The following is a 23,979-nucleotide window of genomic DNA, read 5'->3' as shown; positions in this document are numbered from 1 at the left end:
TGAAAAAGTTCCGCAATAAATCGCTTGCATGCCCCATACGCCCCCGGGGTAGTGTGTAACTCGCCCGATCCCGGTGCACCGATCAGCGGTGCGGCTGGGGTCCGATCAGAGGAAGGAGGTGGGCACCGATGAAGTACGAGAAGTCGACGCAGGTCTTTGATGGCCTGGGTCTCGCTGTCGCGCCCGACGTCACTGTCGCTGGCACCTTTGTGCCCACTGGCGCCCTGGCCGGACTCCGCCTGCGTGACCTCAACCTGCGTGGTCGTGAGAGCGGCAACCACAACTCCATGGATTCATCCCCACAGGGGTACAGCGACTGAGCTGAGCCTCGACGAACACGGGCCGTGAATCCAGATCGGGATTCACGGCCCTTTCCGTGTCTCCCTGCTGACACCGACAGACCTGCCCAATCCAGGAGACACCATGTTCGCCGACCAGCTCGACATCCTCAGCGTGGGGGATGCCGTGATGCTGCCGTGCCTCGACCATGACCCCGAGTTGTTCTTCGCAGCCGAGCCGGCCCACATCGAAGCGGCCAAGCTCGTCTGCCAGGACTGCCCCATGATCAAGGAATGCCTTGACGGCGCCCTGCGTCGCCGGGAGCCCCACGGCGTCTGGGGAGGCCAGCTGCTGCTTGACGGCGTGGTGGTGCCCCGCAAGCGTCCGCGTGGCCGCCCGCGCAAGAACCCGCTGCCCGTCATCCCGGCACTGCCCACCCCGCTGCCCGTGCGCAACCCGCGGCGGGACGCCGCCCGCACCGGCGACGAGGGGAGCGACGCCGACAGCCCGGCAGCCTGACCGTTCGGACCCCCGCCGGCCGGTCACAGCGGTGCCGAACCGTTCGACTACCGACGGTTCGGCGCACCTGTGGGCAGCCCGGCTTGCACAAGTGGCACCAGTGCCACGTCTGCAAGCCCAATAGCCGAAACCACCTGCACTCGTGACATCAGCGCCACTTCTGCAACATCGGGCCCCCGGACGAGTTCAGTAGTCGCCGGCTGGTGAACCCCCCCCGGCCGGTCACGGCGGTGCCGAGCCGTTCAACTACCGACGGTTCGGCACCGCTGTGGGCAGCCCGGCTTGCACAAGTGGCACCAGTGCCACGTCTGCAAGCCCACAAGCCGAAACCACCTGCACTCGTGACACCAGCGCCACTTCTGCAACACACCAGCCCTACGCCGCCTGCCGCACCGCCCCACTGCCACAGCACGAGCGGTGCGGCAGCACCACGTCGTGGCCCACCTGGCCCGAGGCGTCCAGCGTCCACCACCCCGGCGTCAGCGGGGCACCCTGTCGCCACGCCCGCGCCGCGAGCACCACCTGGTTCGAAGCCCAATCCACCATCCACCCGGGCACCAGGTGGCGTTGTTCGCCCAGCAACAACCTCGAGGCCAGCAGCGGACGCTGGGCCGCCAGCGCCAGGTCGTCGCAGTGCACGCATGCCCCCGCGTCGACGAAGGCGCCGACCCGGCAGCGCTCGGCGCCCAGTTCCACGACCACATGGGGCACACCGCAGCGGTGCAACAGCTGCGTCGCCGCCGGGTCGTGCAGGGCCCCCTCGACCACCACCAGGCCCCGGTGCAGGGCGAGGTCGTCGGGCTGCGGCAGTGTTCCGTAGTCAAGGTCCAGGTGTCGGCCCACCCCCGGACGCAGCTGTGAATACCCGTGCGAGACCAACAGGGTCCTGCCTGTGTCCAGCCGGGTGGCCAGCCCTTCACGCAGCAACCATCGGGCCAGCGCCGCCTGCTGGGCTGCGTCCTCGTCCGACGGCCCCACCCCGGCAGCGACCGCCCGGCAACGCGTCGGCCAGCGCCCCAGCGAGCCCAGCCACCCCGTCGTGGCAGGACGCAGGCCTTCGAGCTTCCAGCGCGCCTGCCCCACCCTGATCGCCACCGCGTCAGGGCGGCCGGCGCCCAGCACCACCGCCTGGTGGTGCAGCCGCCACAGCTCCTTGGCAGCGGGGGACAGCGGCAGGGCAGTGGGCCCCGGCATCAGCAGCGAACTGGTCATGGGCCACAGCCAAACCGATGGCGACCCCTGGCCGGAAGGGCTTCAACGCAACGGACAACCCCACGTCGCAGATGGACAACACCCCAGGCGTGTCGGACAACAACGACGAAGGGGCCGGGCGCACATCACGTGCGCCCAGCCCCTTCGGACTCGGTGTGAGCTCAGGCCTTGCCGAGGATGCGGTTGAGGTTGGTGCCGCACACGGGGCACTTGCCCTTGGCCATGCGGGTGCCCTTCTCGTTCACCACGATGTTGCCCTCGGCCTCGCGCTTCTCCTTGCACTTCACGCAGTAGAACTCACCCTTGTAAGTGTCATCAGCCATGTTGTCCTCCTAGATAAAGATCGGTCAGAGACCGCCCGTCCTCAGGGCACGTGGCCTCGTCTACCGCTCCATCGTAGCCGTGAGCCACGCTCAGGCGTGATTTGGGTGCACACGGCGTGCCGCGTGTCGCGCACATGGGCCCGCTGCGGCGCCGCCGAACACCCAGCACAACCCCCCAACAAAAACAGTGACCCTCAACAAAAACAGTGACCCTCAACAAAACAGTGACCCTCAACAAAACAGTGACCCCCGGGTGGTTTCGCATGCCTTCCCCTGCACGCAAGCCCACCCGGGGGCTGACCCAACGGTATCGAAGCCGTGACGCGGCCGTCAACCAGTCGACGACTACTCGCGACCCTCTTCCCGCAGCAACTGTTCGAGCCCCTTGTCCCAGTCGTCGCCGGTGTCCTCGGTCGCCGCGTCCGGGTTGGCGAAGCCGACGGGGTCATCCAGGCCGGCCGACGTCGGCAGCAAGTCGGGATGCTGCCACAGCGCATCGCGTTCCGCCTTGCCACGGGCCGATTCGACGGCCGCCCACAGGTTGGCGGCGTCACGGATGCGACGCTGCTTGATCTCCAGGCCGACGAGTCGCTTGAAGACCTCCTCGGTCGGGCCACCCAACCCACGTCGACGCCGCACCGCCTCGAACAGCTGTGGTTCTGCCGGCATCCAGCGGCTCGCGACCCCGTGGACGACGTGGTCAACCCAGCCCTCGACCAGCGCGAGCAGCGTCTGCAGACGGTCGAGCACCTCGACCTGCTCCGGCGTGGGGTCGGGGTTGAACAGCTTGCCCTGCACCTTCTCGGCAATCTCGTTCATTTTTTCCTGGTTCAGCTCTGACAGGTCGCCCACGTCGAACATCGACTCGATCGCCGACAGGTCGATGCGCGCCTCGCGGGCGTAGTGCTCAACCAACGCCTGCAGCTGCGGGCCCAGCCAACCGACGTGGGCGAACAGCCGTTGCCGCGCCGCCTCACGCAGGGTCAGGTACAGCAGCACGTCGCGGTCGGGCACGTCGAGCTCACCGAAGTGGTCGGTGATGTTTGAGACCAGCATCGCCACCCGGGGGGTGGCCAGCTGAAAGCCGAGGTCGCTGGACGAGACCACGCTCTTCGAAAGCTGGCCGATTGCCTGGGCGAACTGCGCCGAATACATCCGGCGGGCCGCATCGCGCATCATCGGGGCGAACATGGTTGACAGCATCGACAGCGGGTCGTCCTCGGGGGCACCCTCTGCCGCGGTGCCGGGGGCCTTGCCGAGGGCCTCGGACAGCGCCTCGATCACCGGCTGGGCCATCGGCCGGAAGCTGGGGAAGGTGGCCTCCACCCATTCCGCCCGGCTCCAGGCTGTCGGGGCCGCGCGGACGGCGGGGAATTCGACGGCCTCGTCCAGCCACATCTCGGCAAGTCGGGCCGAATCGGCCACCTCGGCCTGCTGCGCCGAGGTCGGCGTCGGGTCGGGCCCGAGCGATGCCGACATCTTGCGCACCTGGTCCTTGAGCCACGCCCACTCGTTGTCACTGCCGCCCTTGGGTGCCTGGAAGCCGGGGGCATTCGGCGGCTGGAAGCCGATACCACCGCCCTGGGGCATCTGGCCGGACATGGCGCCCAGCTGGTTCATCAGGGCGTTCAGATCGAGGCCCTGCATGCCGGGGGGAAGGTTCTGGCCCAGCTGGCGCAGCAGTTCCGACAGCGGGTCGGTCGGCTGGCCGCCCTCACCGTTGCCCTCGCCACCCTTGTCGGGGTCGTCGGGGCGGTCGTCGTCGCGATCAGGATGCGACATGAGTGCTCCTCCTGGGTCTGCACGTCGGGATCTCCATTCAACCGTAGACGGCAAGCCCGCGACGGCAACCCCGGCCCAACCCCGACGCGGGTTGTTGCCGGGGCGCGGTAAGGTTCAGGCACGCAACCCGAGCGACGCGAGGAGGCATCGTGCCCGACCGACCACCGAGTCGGCCTGAGTCGACCGTGTCACCGGGACAGGCCGCACCAAGCCCCGAACCGATCGCCCGCGAGTCCGTATCGGCCCCGGCGTCGCGCCGTCAGCCCAGGATCAGCCAGCAGACCCTGACTGCCGTCGTCTCGTCGGGCGTCTTCTTTGCGCTCACCCTCGTGCTGGCCCTGGCCCCCGTTCCGTATGTGGGCTGGCGGCCGGGCGGCACGGTCAACCTGGCCGGTGCCGGGTCATCGGGGGCCGCGGCGGTGCAGGTGCAAGGGCTGACCACCACGCCGCTCAACGGCGAACTGCGGCTGACCACGGTGAGCCAGACCCGTGTCGATTCCCGTCTCGGCCTGGCAGAGGCCATGTACAACTACGCATCGCCCTACCGCGATGTGCTGCCGCGCCGGTTCATCTACCCGCCCGGCAAGTCGGTGCAGCAGGTGAAGGCCGAAGAAGTCGCGTTGATGGGCACCTCGCAGTCGGACGCCGTCGTCGCGGCGTTGCGCGCGGCCGGCCAGCCGGTCAAGGAATTGCCGATGGTCACTGCGGTGACGGTGTCGGGGCCGGCCCTGAACAAGCTGCTGCCCGGTGACATGATCCTGAAGGTCGATGCCAAGGCCGTCCAGACCCTTGCCGACGTCACCACGGCCATCAGGGCGCACGCGGTCGGCGAACCCGTGGTCTTCACCGTCGACCGGGGCGGCACGCAAGAGACGGTGACGGTCACGACCGTCCCCTCGCCGAACAACCCGCAGCAGCCCCAGGTCGGCATCCGGGTCGGCGTTGGCTACCAGTACACGCCCAAGGTTTCGTACGGCATCGACCCCGACATTGTCGGTCCCAGCGCCGGGGTGATGTTCGCCGTGGCGATCTATGACCTGATCTCGCCCGACGACCTGCTCGCCGGGCGCAAGGTGGCGGGCACCGGCGAGATCAGTCCCTCGGGGAATGTGGCGGGGATCGGTGCCATCCAGCAGAAGATCCGGGGCGCCGAGAAGGCGGGTGCCACGATCTTCCTGGTGCCCGCGGACAATTGCCGTGACCTCTCCGGGGTCCGGACCACGATGCAGCTCATCAAGGTGGGCACGCTGCGAGAAGCCATCGGCGGGCTGCAGCGCCTGAAGACTTCGCCGGATGGACAGGGGGTGCCTCGCTGTTGAGCGACGCAGACATGAAGGCCAATGAGACCGACACCGTCGAGGCACCGGACGATGCCAACAACGTGCTGATCGCGGCGCTGATGGACATCGAGCGCCACGTGACCAGCCAGGGCTGGGACCAGCCGGCACGCCTGTTCGCGTTGGTGCGCACCGACGAGCTCGTCCGCAACGAACCCTCGCTGGCCGCACACCTGACCCAGGGCAACCCCGACTCGCTCAGCTCGATCGAGCAGGAGGACTTCCACGCCGGGGGAGACCTGCCAGAACTGCTGGCGACGCTGGGCCGCATGAGCTGGCCCGCCAGCGTGTTCGGCTGCGCCCTCGCACTCGAGCGCGCCTTCCTGGCACCCCAGCACGAGTCCGAGATCCCGCAGCAGAACCCCGACGAGTTCGTCGCCAACCACCCGCAGCGCCAGGACATGCGCATCGTGGTCGGTGCCCTGCGTGACGGCGCCCGCTACGGCGTGGCCCGGTTGCTGTCCCACCCGGACGACCTGCTGGGCACCCAGGAACTCGCCCCCGACCTGATTGATGCCGTCGCAGGGACCCTGACATGAGCACTTCTGCCCGCCGCGCCCCGGCGCACTCGCCAGGCAACCGCGCCCGCATCGGCCTCTGGATCGTTGGCGGCCTGCTCGCGCTGCTGATCGCTTTCGGCCTGTTCTCGCGCGTGTGGACCGACTGGTTGTGGTTCCGCAGCCTCGACATGACCTCGGTCTACACCACCCAGCTGGGCACCTCGATCACCCTGTTCCTCGTCTTCGGCCTGGTCATGGCCGCCATCGTGGGCGGCAACGCCTGGTTGGCGCTGAAGTTGCGTCCCAAGACCCGTGGACGAGCAGAGTCGGCCATGGTGGAACGCTCACGCGAACTCATTGAGAAGCGCACCACCAGCGCCGTGGTCATCCCCGCGGCGGTGGTGGGCCTGTTCGCGGGGATCGCGGGCGGCGCGCAGACCATGACCTACCTTGCCTGGCGCGAGAAGACCCCGTTCGGCGTCGAGGACCCCTGGACTGGGCTGGATGCCTCGTTCTTCGTCTTCGACTACCCGTGGTGGCAGTTCATCATCGGGTTCCTGCTGGCTGCACTCGTGATCTCGACGATGATCGCCATCTCGCTGCACTTCATCGTGGGTGCCCTGCGCAGCCTCGGGCCGCGGGTGCTGTCCTCGTCCGGGCAAAACCTGCGCGCACTGCAGTCCCCGTTCAGCCCGGCCGCCCAGACACACCTGTCGATCCTGTTCGCGCTGCTGCTGGTGGTGTGGGCGGGCCAGTTGCTGCTCGACCGGGTGGGCTACTCGATCGGCACCTCTGGCATGTTCACCGGCGTCGGCTACACCGACGACAACGCCCGCAGCACGGCCAAGCTGATCATGGTGGTGATCGCGCTGCTGTGCGCCACCCTGTTCGCCATCAACGCGCGCGTGCGCCGATGGTCGCTCGCCGGCCTGTCGATCGTCACGATGATCATCTCGTCGCTGGTGGTCTCGGGCATCTACCCGGCACTGCTGCAGCAGATCTATGTCAAGCCCTCGGAACAGGACAAGGAACGGCCCTACATCCAGGCCCACCTTGACGCCACCAGGCAGGCCTACGGCCTGAACAATGTGCAGATCCAGGAGGGCTACACCGCCCGTACCACCGCCACGGCGGGTCAGCTCAAGGCCGACGCCGAGGCGCTGCCCGCGATCCGGTTGATGGACCCGTCGCTGATCTCGCCGGCCGTCGAACACCTGCAGCAGGTGCGCGGCTACTACTCCTTCCAGAACGTGCTCGATGTCGACCGCTACACGATCGATGGCAAGGCCACCGACATCGTGCTGGCCGCCCGCGAGGTCGACGTCAACAACATCGACCAGTCCTGGAACAACCTGCACACCGTCTATACCCACGGCTACGGGCTGGTGGCGGCGATGGGCAACCAGAGCCAGTCGAACGGTGAGCCGGTCTGGGCTGCCGGTGGCATCCCGGTGACGGGCACGCTGCCCGAACATGAACCGCGCATCTATTTCGGCGAACTGGCCAGCCAGTACGTCGTGGTCGGCGCACCGCAGGGCACCGCTCCTGTCGAGTTCGACCAGCCGACCGGCAACCAGGGTGATGCCACCAAGAACACCTACTCGGGCAAGGGCGGGGTGCCGATCGGCAACCCGATCACCCGGTTGAGCTATGCGGCGCGCTTCGCCGATGCGAACCTGCTGCTGTCGAACCGGGTGAACGCCGACTCGAAGATCATGTACGACCGGCAGCCGCTGCAGCGGGTGCAGCAGGTGGCGCCGTGGCTCACGTGGGACAAGGACACCTACCCGGCCGTCGTGAATGGCCGTGTGGTGTGGATCGTCGACGGTTACACCACCTCGGCGAACTACCCGAACTCGCAGCGCACCGACCTGCGCACCGCCACCAGCGATGCCGTTTCTGACACCATGCGCATGCAGCAGGACAAGCCCGTCAACTACATGCGCAACTCGGTCAAGGGCATCGTCGACGCCTATGACGGCACCGTCACGCTGTACGCCTGGGACGAGGCCGAACCGGTGTTGCAGACCTGGCTCAAGGTCTTCCCCGATGTGCTGCAGCCGAAGTCGGCGATCCCCGCCGAACTGCTCAGCCACCTGCGCTACCCGCAGGACCTGTTCAAGGTGCAGCGCCAGATGATGACCCGCTACCACACCACCAATGCCCTGACGTGGGTGCAGGGTTCGGACGTGTGGCAGGTTCCCGATGACCCGGTCAAGGCCGGGGGCAAGAAGGAGCCGCCGTACTACCTGTCGATCAAGTGGCCCGGTGACCCCCAGCCCGTCTACAGCCAGACCGCGACGTTCGTGCCCAGCGGGCGCGAGAACCTGCGCTCGTACATGGCCGTGAACGCTGATGCCTCCAGCCCTGATTACGGCAAGATCCGGGTGTTGCAGATGGACGACGCGAACCAGATCGCAGGCCCCGGCCAGACCATGAACGCGATCACCACCGACCCGGTGGTGGCCGAGAAGCTGCGGCCGTTCCTGAACCAGGGCTCTGCGACCGCGATGTACGGCAACCTGATGACGCTGCCGCTGGGTGGTGGACTGCTGTATGTGCTGCCGATCTATACCGAACGCCAGGTCGGTTCGGCGGGCTACCCGGCGCTGCAGTTCGTGGCGGTGCGCTTCGGTGAGCATGTCGGCATCGGTGAGACCCTGCAGCAGGCGCTCGACTCGGTCTTCGGCGGTGATTCCGGGGCCTCGACCGACGAGAACGAACCGGACGACCAGACCCCGAACAACACCCCGCCCACCGAGGTCGACGCGCAGATCACCAAGCTGCTGGGCGAGGCGGATGCCTCGTTCGCGGCGGCTGATGCGGCGCTCAAGGCTGGCGACCTGGCTGCGTACCAGAAGCACATCGCCGACGCCCGGACCAAGGTGGCCCAGGCGCTGGCGCTGCAGAAGAACCGCTGAGGGGCGAACCTGCGGGAGTGGCGCGTCGGCCATTTCTGCAGGTTTCAGCTTGATTCGGGGTCGTGGACGGGCATGGGCTCGGGCTGTTCACCGCGCTCGGGTTGTTCTGGGCTCGGCTCGTCCGTGAACTTGTAGAAGTGGCACCGATGCCGCGTCCGCAGCCGGGATGGGCTGGATCGGTTGCGGAACTGGCACCAGTGTCACTTGTGCAGGTTCGGGCCGGCTGCCGGGGGGTGGACGGGCATGGGCTCGGGGCGTTCACCGGGCTCGGGTTGTTCTCAGCTCGGCTCGTCCACGAACTTGTAGAAGTGGCACGCGTGCCGCGTCCGCAGCCGGAATGGGCTGGATCGGTTGCGGAGCTGGCACCAGTGTCACTTGTGCAGGTTCGGGCGGGGGGCCGGGGCCGGGGACGAGCATGCGCTCGGCCGTTCACCGTGCCCGCCCACCCCCTCAGGCGTGCAGCTCGAACGGCTGCACGTCATATCCCGCCTGCTGCAGCGGCCCCGCCAGCTGTGCCGCATCACCCACCACCACGACATGCCCCCGCTCGGCTCCGATGATGCGCTGGTGCGCGGCCGTGGCTTGCTCGGCGCTGACCTGACGCAGCGCGGCGTGGTGGCGGTTCACCTGGTCGGCATCGACACCGGCGGTGGCCAGCGTCGTGGCCTGGCCGACGATCGCCTCGGCCGTGTCATAGCGCAGCGGCGCCAGCCCCACGACCTGGTTGATCGCGTCGTCGACCTCTGCCTGCGTCAGCGGGTTGGCCGACAGGTCGAGCAGCTTCAGCGTCTGGTCGAGCGCATCGACGGCCACGTCGTTGCGCACGTTGGCGCTGACCGCCCACACACCCCCGGACGCCTGCGGCGTGGCGGCCAGGTGAATGCCATAGGTATAGCCCAGTTCTTCGCGCAGGACCTTGTTCAATCGCGACAGGAACGACCCGCCCACCGCCACGCTCGCCACCTGCAGCGCCGCCCAGTCGGGGTCGTGGCGGTCGACGCCGACACCGGCGATGCGCAGGTCGATCTGCACTGCGCCGGGACGGTCGACGAGCCTGACGACCCTCGTCGAGGGCAGCTCGGCGAACTGGTCCTCGGACGATGCCACCCGCGGCGCCGTCGCCACCTGCCACTGGCCCAGTGTTGCCTCGAGCAGCGCCAGTGGGTCCTGCCCTACGAAATCGCCGGCCACCACCACCGTGCTGGCGTCGGGGCCCCAGTGGCCCGCGTGCCAGCCGCGCACATCGTCCGGGGTGAGCGCGGCGACCGTCTCGCGGTTGCCGCCCAGCATGCGCGAGGCTCGCGTGCCCGCCTGCCAACGCAGTGCCCGGGTGGCCATGTTGGCGGTGTGCGCACCGCTGACGAGCGCCTGTTCGATCTCGGCAACCCGCAGCGCCTTGTGGCGTTCGACGGATTCGTCGGACAGTTCGGGCTGGGCCAGGATCTCGGCGAACAGGGGCAGGGCCTCGGCGAACCGGGTGGTCGGCACGTCGAGCGTGGCAAACGTGTGGGTGTTGGCGGTGCGTCCGTCGTAGGCGGCGCCGACGTTCTCGAGCAGTTCTGAGATGCGGCCGTCCGGGTGCGGCACGGTGCCCTCGTCGCTGGTGTGCAGCGTCAGGCCCGCCAGGCCCTCGAGGGCGCGCGGTTCGGCGTCGAGGGCGATCGGCATCATCAGGTCGAGCGCGGCGACATGCTGGCCCGGCAGGTTGAACAACCAGACGGTCAACCCGTTCGACAACGTGACGACCTCGGGCAGCGGGAAGCGCCAGTCGTGGCCGTGGGTGACTCCCGGGCGGGGGGTGCGGGGGGTGATGGTGGTGCTCATGCGTCCGCCTTCCGGAACGTCAGTGTGGCGCGGGCCTCGGGTGCGAGCCATGTGCGCACCGCCTGCTGGATCGCCGCGGGGGTGATCGCCGCGTAGTCGGTCAGGATGTGGTTGATGCGGGCCGGGTCACCGGTCAGGCTGGCCCACTGGTTGATCTCGTCGGCGCGTGCCTCGAGGCTGGCCAGTTCGGTGAGCAGTGAGCGTTCCAACTGGGCGTGGACGCGCTGCATCTCTTCAGCGCTCGGGCCCTTGTCAGCCAGCCGGGTGATGTGGTCGAGGATCGCGTCGACCAGTTCGTCGGTCGAGACCCCGTCACGGGTGCGTGAGCTGACCAGTGCCAGGTTCGCATCACCGACGAGGCCCATCGTCGAGCCGCTGACTCCTTCGGCGAGGTCGCGGCGCACCACCAGGTCGCGGTGCCAGCGCGCCGACTGCCCAGAGCCGAGCACGTCGAGGGCCAGGTCGATCGCCAGCGCGTCGGGGTGGTCGAAGCGGGGGATGTGCCAGACCAGGTGGGTCGCGTCGCGGGGCACGTCGCGCACCAGCTGGGTCGTCGGGTTGCCCGCAAATGCCGGCAACCCCGCCGGGGTGCTGCGCTGTGGCACCGGTGTGGCCGGGATCGCGCCGAACTGGGCACCCACCTTGTCGACGGCCTCCGCCAGTCCCACCGCGCCGGCCAGCACGAGGATGGCGTTGCCGGGGGAGTAGTGCAGCTGGTGGAACGCCTGGACGTCTTCGAGGGCCGCGGCGTCAAGGTCGTCCATCGACCCGATCGGGGTGTGGCCATAGGGGTGGTCGGCGGGGTAGGCCAGCTCGAACAGTGCGGCGATCGTCTCGCCGTAGGGCACGTTGTCGTAGCGCTGGCGCTTCTCTTCCTTGACCACCTCGCGCTGGGTGTCGAGGTTGGTCTGGTCGACCATCAGGTGTTCCATGCGCTGGGCCTCGAGCCACAGCGCCAGCTCGAGCGCCCCGGGGTGCACGGTCTCGAAATAGTTGGTGCGGTCGAAGCTGGTGGTGGCATTCGCCGTGCCGCCCGCCGACTGGATCGCCGCGAGGTGTTCGCCGGTCGCCACGCCGGTCCAGGTGCCCTGGAACATCAGGTGCTCGAACAGGTGCGCGAACCCGGTGCGGCCGACCACCTCGTCGCGGGAACCCACCTGGTACCACAGGTTCACCGCCACCCCGGGGGCGGTGGGGTCATGGTTGACGATCAGGCGAAGCCCGTTGTCAAAGGTGTGTTCGTCGAGTGCGTAGTGAACCGGGTCGGACGTGAGCGGCATTTGGCCAGCGTAGCCGCCCGCACCGACATGCACCGCCCGCGCAATGCCCGGCAGGTGAACCGCCGGTGAAACTTGTGGTCTACAACGCACATCGTCACCTCAGGAGTAGAAGAGTGGGCCCCATGACTGATCTCGACACCACCGTCGCCCAGCTCGCAGAGCTGACCGACGACGAACTCGCCACCGTCGATGCCTGGTGGCGCGCCAACAACTACCTGACCGTTGGCCAGATCTATCTGCAGGGCAACCCCCTGCTGCGCGAGAAGCTGACGGCTGACCACATCAAGCCGCGCCTGCTCGGCCACTGGGGCACCTCGCCGGGCCTCGCGTTCATCTACGCCCACGCCAGCCGGCTGATCCGCCACACCGGCCAGGACATGATCTACCTCGCCGGCCCCGGCCACGGCGGTCCCTCGCTCACCGGCGCCAGCTACCTCGAGGGCAGCTACACCCACTACTTCCCGAAGGTGACCCAGGACGTCGACGGACTCACCCGGTTCTTCCGCCAGTTCAGCGCACCCGGCGGCATCCCCTCGCACGCATCGGTGACCACCCCCGGCTCGATCCACGAGGGCGGCGAGCTGGGCTACGCGCTCATCCACGCCTTCGGCGCCATCTATGACAACCCCGACCTGATCGCCCTGTCGGTGGTCGGCGACGGTGAGGCCGAGACCGGCCCGCTCGAGGGTTCGTGGAAGGGCATCAGCTTCGTCAACCCTGCCCGTGACGGTGCCGTGCTGCCGGTGCTCCACCTCAACGGCGCCAAGATCGCCTCACCCACCGTGTTGGCCCGCAAGCCGCGCGAAGAGGTCCGCAGCCTGTTCGAGGGCCACGGCTACGACGTCATTGAGGTGGATGGCGACGACGTGCCCGGCATGCACCACCGCTTCGCGGCGGCGTTCGCCGAGGCCTGGGGCAAGATCAAGGCCATCCAGGCCGCGGCCCGCGAGGGCACCGCCCCCGAGGGTCGTCCGCGGTGGCCGATGATCATCCTGCGCTCGCCCAAGGGCTGGACCGGCCCGCACGAGGTCGACGGCACCGTCGTCGAGGGCACGTGGCGTGCCCACCAGGTGCCGCTGGCCGGGGTCAAGGAGGACGACGCCCACCGCGAGATCCTCGAGGACTGGATGAAGTCCTACAACCCCGCGGAACTGTTCGACGAGAACGGGCACCCGACCGAGCTGGTCACCCGCAACAACCCGCAGGGCACCAAGGCGATGACCGAGCAGCCCCACGCCAACGGCGGCCTGCTCACCCGCGACCTCGACCTGCCCGACATCGCCGACTACGAGATCGCGGTGGACGCCCCGGGCTCCACCCGCTACGAGTCGACCAGGGTGCTCGGCGCGCTCATGCGTGACCTCTACACCCGCAACCCCGAAAATTTCCGCCTGTTCTGCCCCGACGAGACCAACTCGAACCGCATTGGTTCGGTGTTCGAGGTCTCTGACCGCACCTGGATGGAATCGCGCACCGCCGACGACGTGAAGTTGTCGCCCGAGGGCCGCGTGATGGAGGTGCTGAGCGAGCACAACTGCCATGGCTGGCTCGAGGCCTACAACCTCACCGGCCGCCACGGCCTGTTCGCCACCTACGAGGCCTTTGCGATGGTCAGCGCCAGCCAGACTATCCAGCACGCCAAGTGGCTCGAAGAGGCCAACCACCTGCCCTGGCGGGCGAAGGTTCCGAGCCTGAACATCCTGCTGTCGTCCACCGCGTGGCGCAACGACCACAACGGGTTCAGCCACCAGGGCCCCGGCCTGATCAACAACGTGATGCAGCACCGCGGCGACGTGGCCCGCATCTACCTGCCGCCGGACGCCAACTGCCTGCTCTCGGTCGCCCGGCACGCCTTCAGGAGCCGCAGCCACGTCAACCTGATCGTGCAGGACAAGCAGCCGCAGCTGCAGTACCTGACCCTCGAGCAGGCCAATGAGCACTGCCGCCGCGGCGCCAGCGTCTGGGACTGGGCCGGCAACGAGGACCTCGAGTCGGACGAGGCACCTGACATCGTGCTCGGCTGCGCGGGCGACGTCGTCACCATGGAGACCGTGGCCGCCGCGCAGATCCTCAAGGAGCAACTGCCGGCGCTCAAGGTGCGCGTGGTCAACGTGGTGAATCTGATGACGCTGGCGCGTCCCAAGGACCACCCGAACGGCATGACCAACGAACTGTTCCGCGAACTGTTCACCGATGACGTCGACGTGGTGTTCAGCTTCCACGGCTACCCGGGCACCATCCACCAGTTGGTGCACGGTCGTCCCGACGTCGACCGGTTCCACTGCCGCGGCTTCATCGAGCAGGGCACCACCACCACGCCGTTCGACATGGTGGTGCGCAACCGCGCCAGCCGGTACGACCTGGTGATTGATGCCATCCACAATTCCAAGCGCAAGGTGCGGGGCATGGCCGAGCTGAAGGCCTGGTGCGAGCGTCAGCTGGCCCGCCACGAGGAATACATCGTGGAGCACCTCGAGGACATGCCCGAGGTGCGCGACTGGGTGCTCAAGGGCCAGCCCGACGAGGAGCCCAGCGAGGACCTCAACGAACAGGCCTGATCGGGCAAACCCCACACACCGGGTGGGTTGAACTGCCGGGGGCGTCCTGTTGACAGGGCGCCCCCGGTGTCGTTCCCAGAAGGCAGGGGGTAGGCTCGAGGTGCAGGTTTGTTCAGCGTTGAAAGGACCAGCATGACCGCCCTGAGCGATGCCGAATTCGTCGTCCGCACTGTCGCGGACACCGCGTGTGCGAACGAGGAGTATTTCGGCCAACTGGATGCCGTCGTGGGTGACGGCGACTTCGGCTATTCACTGGCCCGAGGTTTTGAACACGTCCTCGCCCAGTGGGACGACTTCGACCGCACCGACGCGGGCGTCTTCCTGCAAAAGGTCGCCCAGGCGATCTCGCAGCGGGTCGGCGGCACGTCCGGGCCCATCTGGGGCACCGCGTTCCTGCGGGCCGGCGGCAAGCTGAAGGGCCACGAGACCATCGCCCCGGCCGACGTCGTCGTCGCGCTGCGCGCCGCGGTCGAGGGCATCCAGGCCCGCGGTCAGGCACAGCTCGGCGAAAAGACCCTGCTCGACTCGCTGGTTCCGGCCATCGACACCTTCGAGGCCGAGACCGCGGCGGGCGCCTCGACCGATGACGCGTTGGCGGCGATGGCCGTCACCGCGAGGACGACTGCCGATGCCACCAAAGAACTGCAGGCCATGCGTGGCCGTGCCAGCTATACCGGCGAACGCAGCATCGGGTCAGTCGACGCCGGTGCCACCGCGGTCGCCGTGATGCTCGAGAAGCTCGCTGGGGCCTGGCCCCAGCGCTAGAAACAACCACTCTCACAGGCGAGGTGCACCATGAAGAAGTTCGTCAACGACCCCAAGCAGTTCGTGCCCGAGATGCTCAAGGGCATCGCCCTGGCCAACCCCGACACCATCACCTATGTGCCCGAGTACAACCTGATCATGCGCTCGGACGCCCCCAACAACGACAAGGTCAGCATCGTGCAGGGCTCCGGCTCTGGGCACGAACCCGCGCACGTCATGGTCGTCGGCCACGGCATGCTCGATGCCGCCTGCCCCGGTGACGTGTTCGCCGCACCGCCGAGCGACTATGTCTATGAGACCGCCAAGAAACTGGCCTCTGACAAGGGCGTGCTGCTGCTGGTCAACAACTACACCGGCGACAAGATGGCCTTCGAGATGGCCGCCGAACTGGCCGATGCGGATGGCATCAAGGTCGACACGCTGTTCATCAACGACGACGTGGCCGTGACCGACTCGCTGTACACCGTGGGCCGCCGCGGCGTGGCCGGCAACTTCTTCGTCATCAAGGCCTGCGGTGCCGTGGCCGAACAGGGCGGCAGCCTCGAAGACGTCAAGGCCATCGGCGAGAAGGTCAATTCCGTGACCCGGACGATGGGCATCGCGCTCACCGCCTGCACGCCGCCGGCCAAGGGCAGCCCGCTGTTCGAACTCGGGGACGACGAGATGGAGGTCGGCGTCGGCATTCACGGCGAGCCCGGCCGTCGCCGCGCCAAGCTGGTCTCGGCCGACGAAATCGTCGACGAACTGCTGGGCGCCGTGGTTGGCGACCTGCCGTTCACCTCGGGTGATCGGGTGGCGCTGATGATCAACGGCCTGGGCGGCACCCCGATCAGCGAGCTGTACCTGCTGTTCGGCATCGCCGCGCAGAAGCTGGCCGACCAGGGCATCACGGTGGGCCGCAGCTATGTCGGCGAATACTGCACCTCGCTCGAAATGGCCGGCGCCTCGCTGACGCTGGTCAAGCTCGACGACGAGATTGAGGCATTGCTCGAGGCCCCGGCCTCGATCGTGAACCGCATCTTCTGAGGTTCTGAAAGGCAGACCAATGAACACCAACCCCAGCCTCGCGCTGGGACCAATCCTGCGCGTATCCAGCCTGGGGCTGCCGGCCGCCCGCGGCGACGAGGACCTCGTCGCCCGGGTGGCTGCCTGCGAACTCGAGCCCCACACCTTCAGGCTCTGCCGCGAGTTCGCCACCCACGTAGGCGTCACCGACGAATTCCGCAGCGTTGTCGACCATTTCGGCACCGAAGCCGGGCACACCCCGGCCGGGTTCCGGGTGCAACTCGAGCTCGGTGGCGACGGGGTGCTGCGTGCCGACCTGGTGCGCGACATTGCCTATGACGCCGACGGGGCGCTGCGGCCCACCAACGTGTTGTTCAGCGCCGACACCGCCAACCCCTACGAGCTCGAGCCCATCGCGCCATTGCTGGCCAACCTGACCTGCAACCCCGGCATCATCTACGACCTGTTCATCAACAACCCCCAGGCCAACATCGACCACAAGTTCTCGACCCGTGACGAGGTGATGGCCGAGGTCGGACGGATCCTGGGGCCTGGCGCCGACATCTCGGTGGAGTTGAACAACCCCTTCGAGAAGGACTTCGGGCTCATCCTCGAAGAGGCCGAGAAGTTCCGCGAGATGCTGTCGAAGTGGCGGGTGGTCATCAAGGTGCCGCACACGGGGCCGGTCAACGCCGGCAACGTCAGCCAGCTGCTCAACGGGGCCAAGAAGCTCGACCAGCGCTGGTGGCAACCGGCGACCGCCGATGCCCTGCGCGGGCACAACCTGGCCCTCAAGCTGCGTGAGCACGGCTTCCGGGTGAACTTCACGCTGATGTTCGAGCCCTACCAGGCCCAATTGGCCCTGCAGGCCAAGCCGTACTTCATCAACTCGTTCGTGCGCCACCGCCTCATCCAGACCCGACACATCGCCACGCTGCTCGACGACCACGACATGGGCGGCGGCGATGTCACCGTCGCCGAGCTGCGCCGCTACCTCGTCGACACCGACAACCTCGCCGTCACCGACACCGACTACGACGCCAACGAGGTGCTGGCGCTGGCCCGGCGCATGGTCGCCTACCGCGGCATCACCGCCACCGAGGGCGACGGCCTCGACGGTGCCCGGCACAACCTGCGGGTGCTGCGGCAGTGCAACCTGCCCGACACCCGCCTGATCATCTGCTCGATGGAAGGCCCGACGATGTACCCCGACATCGACCGGCTGCTCGCCGAGCCGGAGTTCGAAGACATGACCGACCGGGTCGTGATCACCGCCGAACCGGCCTACCTGGCCCGGTTCACGTCGACGGGCCAGGTGGTGAGTTACCAGCGCCGGTTCATGTCGGCGGCGGCCGGCCAGCACTAGTCGGCTCAGGGGTGGTCGTTGCGGGCTCGTCGCACCAGCCCGGTGAGGCTCGAGCCCGCAGCGACGAAGTTGTTCGAGCTGCTCTCGCCCGACGTCACGCCCACGACATAGGGGCCGTCCGACCAGAACCCGAAGACAGGGCTGCCGGATTGCCCCGGCCAGTTGTCGAACGTGTCGCTGAGCAGCACCTTGCCGGCGTCGGAGTCATAGTCGGTCTGGTCGAGGGCGAAGTCGCGCTGGTAGGTGGCGAGTTCGCCGGTCCAACTGAAGTCCTGCGGGTAGCCGATGTTGCGCCAGGGCAGCACGTCGTCATCCCACGAGTCGGAATAGGTGCGGGCGCCGAGCCAGCCGAACCGGTCGCCGAGGCGTTGGTTGAGCACGATGACTGAATAGTCATCGTCCATGTTCTTGCTGTTGTAGTTCGCTGCGGTGACCTTTTGCGTGTAATAGGCGTGCGTGCCCCAGGCTGTGGCCAGTGACGAGCCGTTCGTGTACAGCACGTCGACGCGCAGCCAGCCAGGTGTCCAGTCCACGCAGTGGCTCGCCGTGAGCACGTGGCGGGGGCCGATCAGCACGCCGCTGCCGCTCCAGCCGGAGGGGCGGGTCATGCGCACCAGGCAACGCCAGGGGTAGTTGCGGTCGTAGTAGACCCAGCGTCCGTCGGGGTTGAACACCGTTGTCGGACGAACGTCGCGGTCGTCACGCAGGCCCCGGAGCGACGCCATGCCCTGGGGTAGCTCGGGCGTGATCGCGAGGTCGTCCATGTCGGCCGGGATCGAGGGTGCGAGCTCGTCTGGGCTCATCCGTGACAGGCCTGTGCGCAGGGTCCTGCGGGGCACCTGGACGAGTTCGGGCGCGGCATGGTCGATGACGGCGCTGCGGGCGCGGTCGATCGTCACATTGATCCGCCAACGACCGTCCTCGCCCTGTTCAACCGAGACGTCTGGCTTGGCCCCGGAATCGGTGGCCAGGTCGAAAGTGGCAGCAATGGGCTCGGGTTCGGGCGGCTCGTGGTGGCGGATCGCCAGCTTGTCAAGGCGAAGTTCGCGTTCATTGAGGGGAGGCTGAACGGTGGCCTCGGGCTTGTCAGTGCTCATGTGCTGAAGAGCGGTTCCGGCGGCTGGCTGATACCCGGTCGCCTGGTGCAGGGCCACTAGGGTTTGGGTGTGAACCGCGCCACCCCAGCCCCCGCCAAGAACTCGGCGATGAGCTGGCTGGTCTATGGGGTCGCGGTGCTCGCCTACATCTCGGCGATCTGGCAGCGCTCGTCGTTCGGTGTGGCGGGGTTCGCCGCGACCGAGCGGTTCGGCGTGCTCGCCACCGTGCTGAGCATGTTCGTGGTGGTGCAGCTGCTGACCTATGCGCTGATGCAGGTGCCTGCGGGGCTGCTCGCCGACCGGTTCGGGTCACGCGTGGTGGTCGGCAGCGGGGCGCTGGTGATGGCGGCAGGTCAGCTGGTGCTGGCGCATGCCTCGTCCTTGGCGCCCGCCATTGCCGCGAGGGTCTTGATCGGCATGGGCGATGCGCTGACGTTCACGAGTGTGATCAGGCTGCTGCCGTTCTGGTTCTCGGCGGTGCGGGTGCCGATGCTGGTGCAGCTGACCAGCATGTTGGGGCAGGCCGGGCAGTTGATCTCTACGATCCCGTTCGCGGCGTTCCTGCGTTCCCGCGGGTGGACGCCTGCGTTCACGCTGTTGGCGGTCGCCTCGCTGGTGGCTGCTGTGCTGGCGTGGGCGTTCATCCGCAATCGTCCGGATGGTCAGCGGGTGCACTCGGCCGCCGATGGCGAGTTCCGGTTCGTCGAGACGGCCGTGCAGGTGTGGCGCACACCCGCGACGCGGTTGGGGTTCTTCCTGCATGCAGTGGCGGGGTTCCCGGGACTGATGTTCGCGATGATGTGGGGATACCCCTACCTGGAGGGCGGTGTTGGGTTGACGCCGACCGCCATCTCGGGATTGTTCATGGTGTATGTGGTGCTCGGGCTGGGCATGGGGCTGTTGGTCGGGTGGCTGGCGCCCAGGCACCCGCTGCGGTTGTCGAACTTTCCGTTGGCGGTGGCATGGACCAATGTCGCTGCGCTGGCGTTGTTGGTTGCGTTCGGCCGGCCGCCGATGTGGGTGCTGGTGGTCTGGATGGTCGCGTTGTCGTCGACTTCCGCCGGGTCGAACGTGGGCATCGAGGTGGCCCGGGCCAAGATCCCCGAGAACCGGATGGGCACGGCCTCGGGCGTGGTCATCATGGGGGCGTTCCTGTTCGGGGTCACCGGCATGGCCGTGTTCGGGCTGGCGCTCGATGTGCTGGGTGGGTATTCGCCGGCGAACTTCCGGGTGGCGTGGGCGACGCAGTTCGTGATGTTCGGGCTCGGGTTTGTGGGGGTGTACGTGTCGCGGCGTCGGGTGCGACGGTTGAACGAGGCAGAAGGTGTTGTGGTGCCGTCGTGGCCGGACGCGCTCGCGCGCGAATGGCGACGCCGGGGTGGGCGGGGCTGAGGGCTGACAAGCTCCATCCGACGGCGTTGAATGGGGGCATGGTGCACTTGTCCGTCGTCCACGGCGACATCACGACCATGCGCGTCGACGCCGTCGTCAACGCCGCCAACAACGCCATGCGCGGCGGCGGGGGAGTCGACGGCGCCATCCACCGCGCCGGCGGACCGGCGGTGCTGGCCGACTGCATCGAGAAGTTCCCGCATGGATTGGCGACGGGGGATGCGGGGGCGACGGTGGCGGGCAACCTGCCGGCGACGTGGGTGATCCACACGGTGGGTCCGAACTGCCGCGCCGGTGAGCGGGACCGGTCGCTGCTGGTCTCGTGCTACCGGCGATCGCTTGAGGTGGCTGACGAACTCGGCGCGAAGACGCTGGCGTTCCCGCTGGTCAGCGCGGGTATCTATGGCTGGCCGAAGGACGATGCGATCGCGGTGGCCGTCGAGACGATTGCGTCGTCCACAGCTGGGGTGGACGAGGCGACCCTGGTGGCGTTCGACGCGGACACCCACAGGCGGCTGGTGGCGGCGGTGGCGAGGTGACGGGGGACTGAGCCGCGGGGGGTTCGTGATGCGGCCCCGGCGGCCGGCCATCCCAGTTGCCTCCAGTCATCCCACCTGGCTGGCGTTGTTCGACGTGGCTGGCGCTCTAGAGACCAGCTACGTCGATTAGCGCCAGCCAGGTGGTGGTGTGGTGACCTCAGATGCATGCTCGCCCGGGCGTTTCACCTAGCAGGCGGTGTTGTATGGGCGGCGTCGTCCGCTTGGTGCTCACCGTGTCGCCCATGCATGCACGTCGACACCCTTGGATGCACCTCGACACCTGCAGACGGGTGTCGGCGCGTCAACAAGGGTGTCGGCGTGCACGTTGGGGTGCGGTGGTGCTCCGAAGCACCCGCGAGGACGACCACGCCGGTGTCGGGCTGGTCACGAACATGTCCACGCGGCGTACATACTGCTCCAATATGTACATTTTGTGCTCAAATTCGTACATGTTCGGCGGACATGCTTACGATGCGTACATGTGGACGAACACCGACAGGCCGTACCAGGATCTGCCAGCTCTGCCGCCGTCGATCGAAGTCGAGACGCGGGAGGTGCTGAAGGCCCTCACCCCCGCGGCTCGGGCACTGGCGGCGCTCGATGCTGCCTGCCGACGGCTGCCCGACCCGTCCATGCTCATCAACACTATCCCCCTGCTCGAGGCCCAGGCGTCCAGCGAAATCGAGAACATCGTCACCACGAATGACGAACTCTTCCGTGCCGCCCACGGCGCGCTCGGTGAACCCCTGACCCCGCCCATCAAGGAGGCCCTTCGCTACCGGAGTGCCTTGATGGCAGGGTTCGAGGCGCTGAAGACGCGCCCGCTCACCACCCAGACGGCGGTTGACATCTGCAGTCACATCCAGGGGCGTCCCGTCGTCGTGCGCAATCAGCCCGGCACCTTCATTGGCAATCCCGACACCGGGAAGCGCGTGTACACGCCCCCGGAGGGTCAGGACGTCCTGCTGGACCACCTGTCCGCGTGGGAACGGTTCCTGCACGCCGACCACGGGCTCGATCCACTCATCGTCATGGCGTTGCAGCACTACCAGTTCGAGGCCATCCACCCGTTCTCCGACGGCAACGGGCGGACGGGGCGCATCATCAACCTGCTCTTCCTGACGCAGAGCGGGCTGCTGGACTCACCTGTGCTGTACCTCTCGGGCCACATCGTGCGCCACAAGGACGAGTATTACACCGCGCTGCGTGGGGTCAGCGAGCGCGAGGACTGGCAGACCTGGATCCTGTTCATGCTTCGCGGTGTGGAGGTGACGTCACGGTGGACGCTGAACCTCATCGAGTCGGTGGCCACACTGCGAGCAAGCACTGAGGACCGCATCAGGGCGGAGTTCCCGAAGCTGCCGGTCGCTGACATCACAAGGCTGCTGTTCACGCAGCCGTACATCCGCATCGATGACGTGGTGGCGGCAGGGCTGGCCCAGCGGCAGACGGCGTCGCGGTGGTTGGGGGAGCTGTCCGACCACGGGATTCTGCAGAAGCGCAAGGTTGGCCGGTCGGTGGTGTTCGTGAACGTGGAGTTGTTGGGACTGTTGGTGCACCCGCTTCACCGGTAGAATGTGTGGCAAATTCTATGACGCTGTCAACGCGCGCATGAAGGTCGAACTTCAAGCACATCACCTGCCTAAGGGAGCATCAATGAGACTGGAGTGTGAGTTCGAGTTGCTTCTCGGACTTGTCGTGGCGCAACATGGCGACGAGACTGTGCGTTTCGCCCTGAACGTGGGTCCCAACGAATCGTGGAACTCCGTGGTTTGGGGAAAGGCGCGTGTTGAGGTGCTGCAAGTCTTGGCTGCTGGCCTTGAGGTCGCTGACCTAGAATATCCTGGGCAGTCGAGACAATTTCAGTGCGGGATTTTTGGCTACCTTCCAGCCGCCCGTGACTCGGTTCTGCGTCACCTGCGGCGCGCAGCGGGCGGGAAGCTGTCGGACGTCGAGGAAGGGATTGAGGAGTTGGCGTCGGGTGGCGCAAAGCTACTCGGGCGCATTTTGAATCGTTATGCATTTGAAATTCGTGTTCAATTCGATCAAGGCGCATCTCCCAGTTCATGCCCGTACTCGATTCCCATCAATGATCCAGACGTGCACCTCCTCGGAAAGCAAATGATGGCCGAGGCCCCGATGGCGGAGCTGTGCAGGGCCGTTTCGTGCGAACCCTTTCCGCCGTATACGAGCTGCATGGTCGTCACGCCCACAGGTGCCGCCAACTTTCATCCCGATTTGCTGGTAGCATCTCTAGTTCGCTCCTGCGTTGTTCGCACGCTGATCTACGGCCAGCCTCTGACTGCCGCCCATCTGAGATCGCACGCATCAGACTCGATTGAGACTTTTCTTGGGGTCGCCCGAGGGTCAGTTGTGGAGGTCCCGGTGGCTGTGGGTCTGATAGGCGCTCGTTTGGAGGCCGTGCAGCCTGACACGGAGCCCGCTGGATCATCGGGCATTCAGGTTGGGGATGGGTATCTTCGAGACGTGGTCGCCACAGACTCGCGGACGTTTGGGCCAACGATGCACCCATTGGGGGCGGTCTGGGTGACGCGAGAGCGAACGCTGGCGCATTTCCAGAAGGCCGAAGGTTGGCAGGTGGATGTCCTGGCGGCTGATGGTCGCCCAATCTTTGGCAGAGTCGAAAGCCCCTCACTCGAGGATCGTTGGGAGAGTGTGGCTATGGCCGCGATATTGGCTGCTGAAGAAGTTGCCACCACCGAGTTGGACGGTCTTTGGAACCCTGAAGGCAGAACCCATCCAAGCCTCAGGAAGATTTCATATCGGCAGGCCGATCGTGTCGGAATCCATCGGTAAACGTGTCGGCGCGCAGGAACTGCGCCACACTTCTGAATGGCACGCGCTTTTGGCTGCCCATGACGAGGCGCTAGCGATCTGTCGTCGGAGGATCGTTGGCACCTTTACTCGGCGGACAGAATTGCTGGATGGGCTGGTGGATGCAGTCATTGCTTGGGAATCGATCTTCAGTGGCCACGTGGAAACTCAAATGCGTATCACCCTGCCTTCGGCGAAGATTCTGGCCGTGAAAGAGGACGAGCGAGCGGTGCTGATCAAAAAAATGAAGGACGCCTACTCGCTCCGGTCCCGTCTCGTGCACGGCGGGAGTCCCAAGAAGAACTCGGCGAACCAAATTCGTGAGACCCGCGACCAAGTAGTCGGCTGGGTTGTCGATCTTGTGAGATACCTGCTTCGCCGTGAGCCGACCCTGCTTGACCTTAGCGCTTCCCAGAGGAGCGAGACCGTTCTACTCCGCGGGTGA

At 67.0% G+C, this 23,979-nt stretch carries 20 protein-coding genes; 14 read left to right on the top strand and 6 right to left on the bottom strand.

The window, feature by feature from the left end; genetic code table 11:
* Positions 1–128: 128 nt before the first annotated feature.
* Positions 129–320, top strand: coding sequence for a hypothetical protein (locus ACQCX5_RS02630; RefSeq protein ID WP_434540429.1), 192 nt, complete (start codon positions 129–131; stop codon positions 318–320).
* A 103-nt stretch (positions 321–423) separates the two neighbouring features.
* Entirely contained in the window at positions 424–798 is a 375-nt protein-coding gene (locus tag ACQCX5_RS02625) for a WhiB family transcriptional regulator (protein ID WP_434540428.1), read from the top strand.
* Between the two features lie 375 nt (positions 799–1,173).
* Here the strand turns inward: ACQCX5_RS02625 and ACQCX5_RS02620 are convergent, their stop codons facing one another.
* From ACQCX5_RS02620 to ACQCX5_RS02610, 3 genes are all read right to left on the bottom strand, one after another.
* Complete coding sequence (locus ACQCX5_RS02620) at positions 1,174–2,010, bottom strand: hypothetical protein (protein ID WP_434540427.1); 837 nt, start codon at positions 2,008–2,010, stop codon at positions 1,174–1,176.
* A gap of 161 nt (positions 2,011–2,171) precedes the next feature.
* Positions 2,172–2,333, bottom strand: coding sequence for a DUF5679 domain-containing protein (locus ACQCX5_RS02615; RefSeq protein ID WP_434540426.1), 162 nt, complete (start codon positions 2,331–2,333; stop codon positions 2,172–2,174).
* A gap of 345 nt (positions 2,334–2,678) precedes the next feature.
* Positions 2,679–4,115, bottom strand: coding sequence for a zinc-dependent metalloprotease (locus ACQCX5_RS02610; RefSeq protein WP_434540425.1), 1,437 nt, complete (start codon positions 4,113–4,115; stop codon positions 2,679–2,681).
* 149 nt (positions 4,116–4,264) lie between these two features.
* Between ACQCX5_RS02610 and ACQCX5_RS02605 the strand changes: the two genes are divergently transcribed.
* Genes ACQCX5_RS02605 through ACQCX5_RS02595 form a run of 3 tightly spaced genes read left to right on the top strand, consistent with a single transcriptional unit; the run spans position 4,265 to position 8,873 of the window.
* Positions 4,265–5,434: a YlbL family protein gene (locus ACQCX5_RS02605; RefSeq protein WP_434540424.1), complete on the top strand. Its 1,170-nt coding sequence runs from the start codon at positions 4,265–4,267 to the stop codon at positions 5,432–5,434.
* Entirely contained in the window at positions 5,431–5,991 is a 561-nt protein-coding gene (locus ACQCX5_RS02600; RefSeq protein WP_434540423.1) for a PPA1309 family protein, read from the top strand. The genes ACQCX5_RS02605 and ACQCX5_RS02600 overlap by 4 nt, the downstream gene beginning before the upstream one ends.
* Complete coding sequence (locus ACQCX5_RS02595) at positions 5,988–8,873, top strand: UPF0182 family membrane protein (protein WP_434540422.1); 2,886 nt, start codon at positions 5,988–5,990, stop codon at positions 8,871–8,873. The genes ACQCX5_RS02600 and ACQCX5_RS02595 overlap by 4 nt, the downstream gene beginning before the upstream one ends.
* Before the next feature lie 450 nt (positions 8,874–9,323).
* Here the strand turns inward: ACQCX5_RS02595 and ACQCX5_RS02590 are convergent, their stop codons facing one another.
* Together ACQCX5_RS02590 and ACQCX5_RS02585 are read right to left on the bottom strand one after the other, a co-directional pair.
* Positions 9,324–10,697 carry a M16 family metallopeptidase gene (locus ACQCX5_RS02590; RefSeq protein ID WP_434540421.1) on the bottom strand — a complete coding sequence of 458 codons (1,374 nt, stop codon included), beginning with the start codon at positions 10,695–10,697 and terminating at the stop codon, positions 9,324–9,326.
* Entirely contained in the window at positions 10,694–11,977 is a 1,284-nt protein-coding gene (locus ACQCX5_RS02585) for a M16 family metallopeptidase (RefSeq protein WP_434540420.1), read from the bottom strand. Before ACQCX5_RS02585 ends, ACQCX5_RS02590 begins: the two co-directional genes overlap by 4 nt.
* Before the next feature lie 122 nt (positions 11,978–12,099).
* On the opposite strand from ACQCX5_RS02585, the gene ACQCX5_RS02580 reads away from it, so the two are divergent.
* From ACQCX5_RS02580 to ACQCX5_RS02565, 4 genes are all read left to right on the top strand, one after another.
* Positions 12,100–14,535, top strand: a complete 2,436-nt coding sequence (locus tag ACQCX5_RS02580; RefSeq protein WP_434540419.1) for a phosphoketolase family protein — start codon at positions 12,100–12,102, stop codon at positions 14,533–14,535.
* 132 nt (positions 14,536–14,667) lie between these two features.
* On the top strand, positions 14,668–15,300 hold the full coding sequence (gene dhaL, locus ACQCX5_RS02575; RefSeq protein WP_434540418.1) for a dihydroxyacetone kinase subunit DhaL: 633 nt from the start codon (positions 14,668–14,670) through the stop codon (positions 15,298–15,300).
* Positions 15,301–15,330: 30 nt separating this feature from the next.
* Complete coding sequence (gene dhaK / locus ACQCX5_RS02570) at positions 15,331–16,326, top strand: dihydroxyacetone kinase subunit DhaK (protein ID WP_434540417.1); 996 nt, start codon at positions 15,331–15,333, stop codon at positions 16,324–16,326.
* A 19-nt stretch (positions 16,327–16,345) separates the two neighbouring features.
* Complete coding sequence (locus ACQCX5_RS02565; protein ID WP_434540416.1) at positions 16,346–17,671, top strand: transaldolase family protein; 1,326 nt, start codon at positions 16,346–16,348, stop codon at positions 17,669–17,671.
* A gap of 5 nt (positions 17,672–17,676) precedes the next feature.
* Here ACQCX5_RS02565 and ACQCX5_RS02560 read toward each other — a convergent pair whose 3' ends face one another.
* Complete coding sequence (locus ACQCX5_RS02560; RefSeq protein ID WP_434540415.1) at positions 17,677–18,768, bottom strand: trypsin-like serine peptidase; 1,092 nt, start codon at positions 18,766–18,768, stop codon at positions 17,677–17,679.
* Positions 18,769–18,837: 69 nt separating this feature from the next.
* Between ACQCX5_RS02560 and ACQCX5_RS02555 the strand changes: the two genes are divergently transcribed.
* The 5 genes from ACQCX5_RS02555 to ACQCX5_RS02535 all read left to right on the top strand — a co-directional run bounded on the left by ACQCX5_RS02555 (position 18,838) and on the right by ACQCX5_RS02535 (position 23,979).
* Positions 18,838–20,160 carry an MFS transporter gene (locus ACQCX5_RS02555; protein ID WP_434540414.1) on the top strand — a complete coding sequence of 441 codons (1,323 nt, stop codon included), beginning with the start codon at positions 18,838–18,840 and terminating at the stop codon, positions 20,158–20,160.
* Positions 20,161–20,198: 38 nt separating this feature from the next.
* Positions 20,199–20,699 (top strand): O-acetyl-ADP-ribose deacetylase, encoded by a 501-nt coding sequence (locus ACQCX5_RS02550; RefSeq protein WP_434540413.1) that lies wholly within the window; start codon positions 20,199–20,201, stop codon positions 20,697–20,699.
* A gap of 203 nt (positions 20,700–20,902) precedes the next feature.
* Positions 20,903–22,273 (top strand): Fic family protein, encoded by a 1,371-nt coding sequence (locus ACQCX5_RS02545; protein WP_434540412.1) that lies wholly within the window; start codon positions 20,903–20,905, stop codon positions 22,271–22,273.
* Positions 22,274–22,310: 37 nt separating this feature from the next.
* A complete protein-coding gene (locus ACQCX5_RS02540; RefSeq protein ID WP_434540411.1) occupies positions 22,311–23,516 on the top strand; it encodes a hypothetical protein in 1,206 nt (401 codons plus the stop codon).
* Positions 23,497–23,979, top strand: coding sequence for a hypothetical protein (locus ACQCX5_RS02535; protein WP_434540410.1), 483 nt, complete (start codon positions 23,497–23,499; stop codon positions 23,977–23,979). The genes ACQCX5_RS02540 and ACQCX5_RS02535 overlap by 20 nt, the downstream gene beginning before the upstream one ends.

Source organism: Aestuariimicrobium sp. G57 (assembly GCF_050110855.1).
Lineage (GTDB): Bacteria > Actinomycetota > Actinomycetes > Propionibacteriales > Propionibacteriaceae > Aestuariimicrobium.
The sequence above is the reverse complement of the archived record's forward strand: the minus strand, read 5'-3'. Positions and strand labels throughout refer to the sequence as shown.

Excerpts from the sequence above, each read along its gene's own strand:
- ACQCX5_RS02615 (WP_434540426.1), bottom strand. The coding sequence starts at position 2,333 with ATGGCTGATGACACTTACAAGGGTGAGTTCTACTGCGTGAAGTGCAAG.
- ACQCX5_RS02560 (WP_434540415.1), bottom strand. The coding sequence starts at position 18,768 with ATGAGCACTGACAAGCCCGAGGCCACCGTTCAGCCTCCCCTCAATGAA.
- ACQCX5_RS02585 (WP_434540420.1), bottom strand. The coding sequence starts at position 11,977 with ATGCCGCTCACGTCCGACCCGGTTCACTACGCACTCGACGAACACACC.
- ACQCX5_RS02630 (WP_434540429.1), top strand. The coding sequence starts at position 129 with ATGAAGTACGAGAAGTCGACGCAGGTCTTTGATGGCCTGGGTCTCGCT.
- ACQCX5_RS02625 (WP_434540428.1), top strand. The coding sequence starts at position 424 with ATGTTCGCCGACCAGCTCGACATCCTCAGCGTGGGGGATGCCGTGATG.
- dhaK (WP_434540417.1), top strand. The coding sequence starts at position 15,331 with ATGAAGAAGTTCGTCAACGACCCCAAGCAGTTCGTGCCCGAGATGCTC.
- ACQCX5_RS02595 (WP_434540422.1), top strand. The coding sequence starts at position 5,988 with ATGAGCACTTCTGCCCGCCGCGCCCCGGCGCACTCGCCAGGCAACCGC.
- ACQCX5_RS02620 (WP_434540427.1), bottom strand. The coding sequence starts at position 2,010 with ATGACCAGTTCGCTGCTGATGCCGGGGCCCACTGCCCTGCCGCTGTCC.
- ACQCX5_RS02550 (WP_434540413.1), top strand. The coding sequence starts at position 20,199 with ATGGTGCACTTGTCCGTCGTCCACGGCGACATCACGACCATGCGCGTC.
- ACQCX5_RS02545 (WP_434540412.1), top strand. The coding sequence starts at position 20,903 with ATGGGCGGCGTCGTCCGCTTGGTGCTCACCGTGTCGCCCATGCATGCA.
- ACQCX5_RS02590 (WP_434540421.1), bottom strand. The coding sequence starts at position 10,697 with ATGAGCACCACCATCACCCCCCGCACCCCCCGCCCGGGAGTCACCCAC.
- ACQCX5_RS02610 (WP_434540425.1), bottom strand. The coding sequence starts at position 4,115 with ATGTCGCATCCTGATCGCGACGACGACCGCCCCGACGACCCCGACAAG.
- ACQCX5_RS02565 (WP_434540416.1), top strand. The coding sequence starts at position 16,346 with ATGAACACCAACCCCAGCCTCGCGCTGGGACCAATCCTGCGCGTATCC.
- dhaL (WP_434540418.1), top strand. The coding sequence starts at position 14,668 with ATGACCGCCCTGAGCGATGCCGAATTCGTCGTCCGCACTGTCGCGGAC.
- ACQCX5_RS02540 (WP_434540411.1), top strand. The coding sequence starts at position 22,311 with ATGAAGGTCGAACTTCAAGCACATCACCTGCCTAAGGGAGCATCAATG.
- ACQCX5_RS02580 (WP_434540419.1), top strand. The coding sequence starts at position 12,100 with ATGACTGATCTCGACACCACCGTCGCCCAGCTCGCAGAGCTGACCGAC.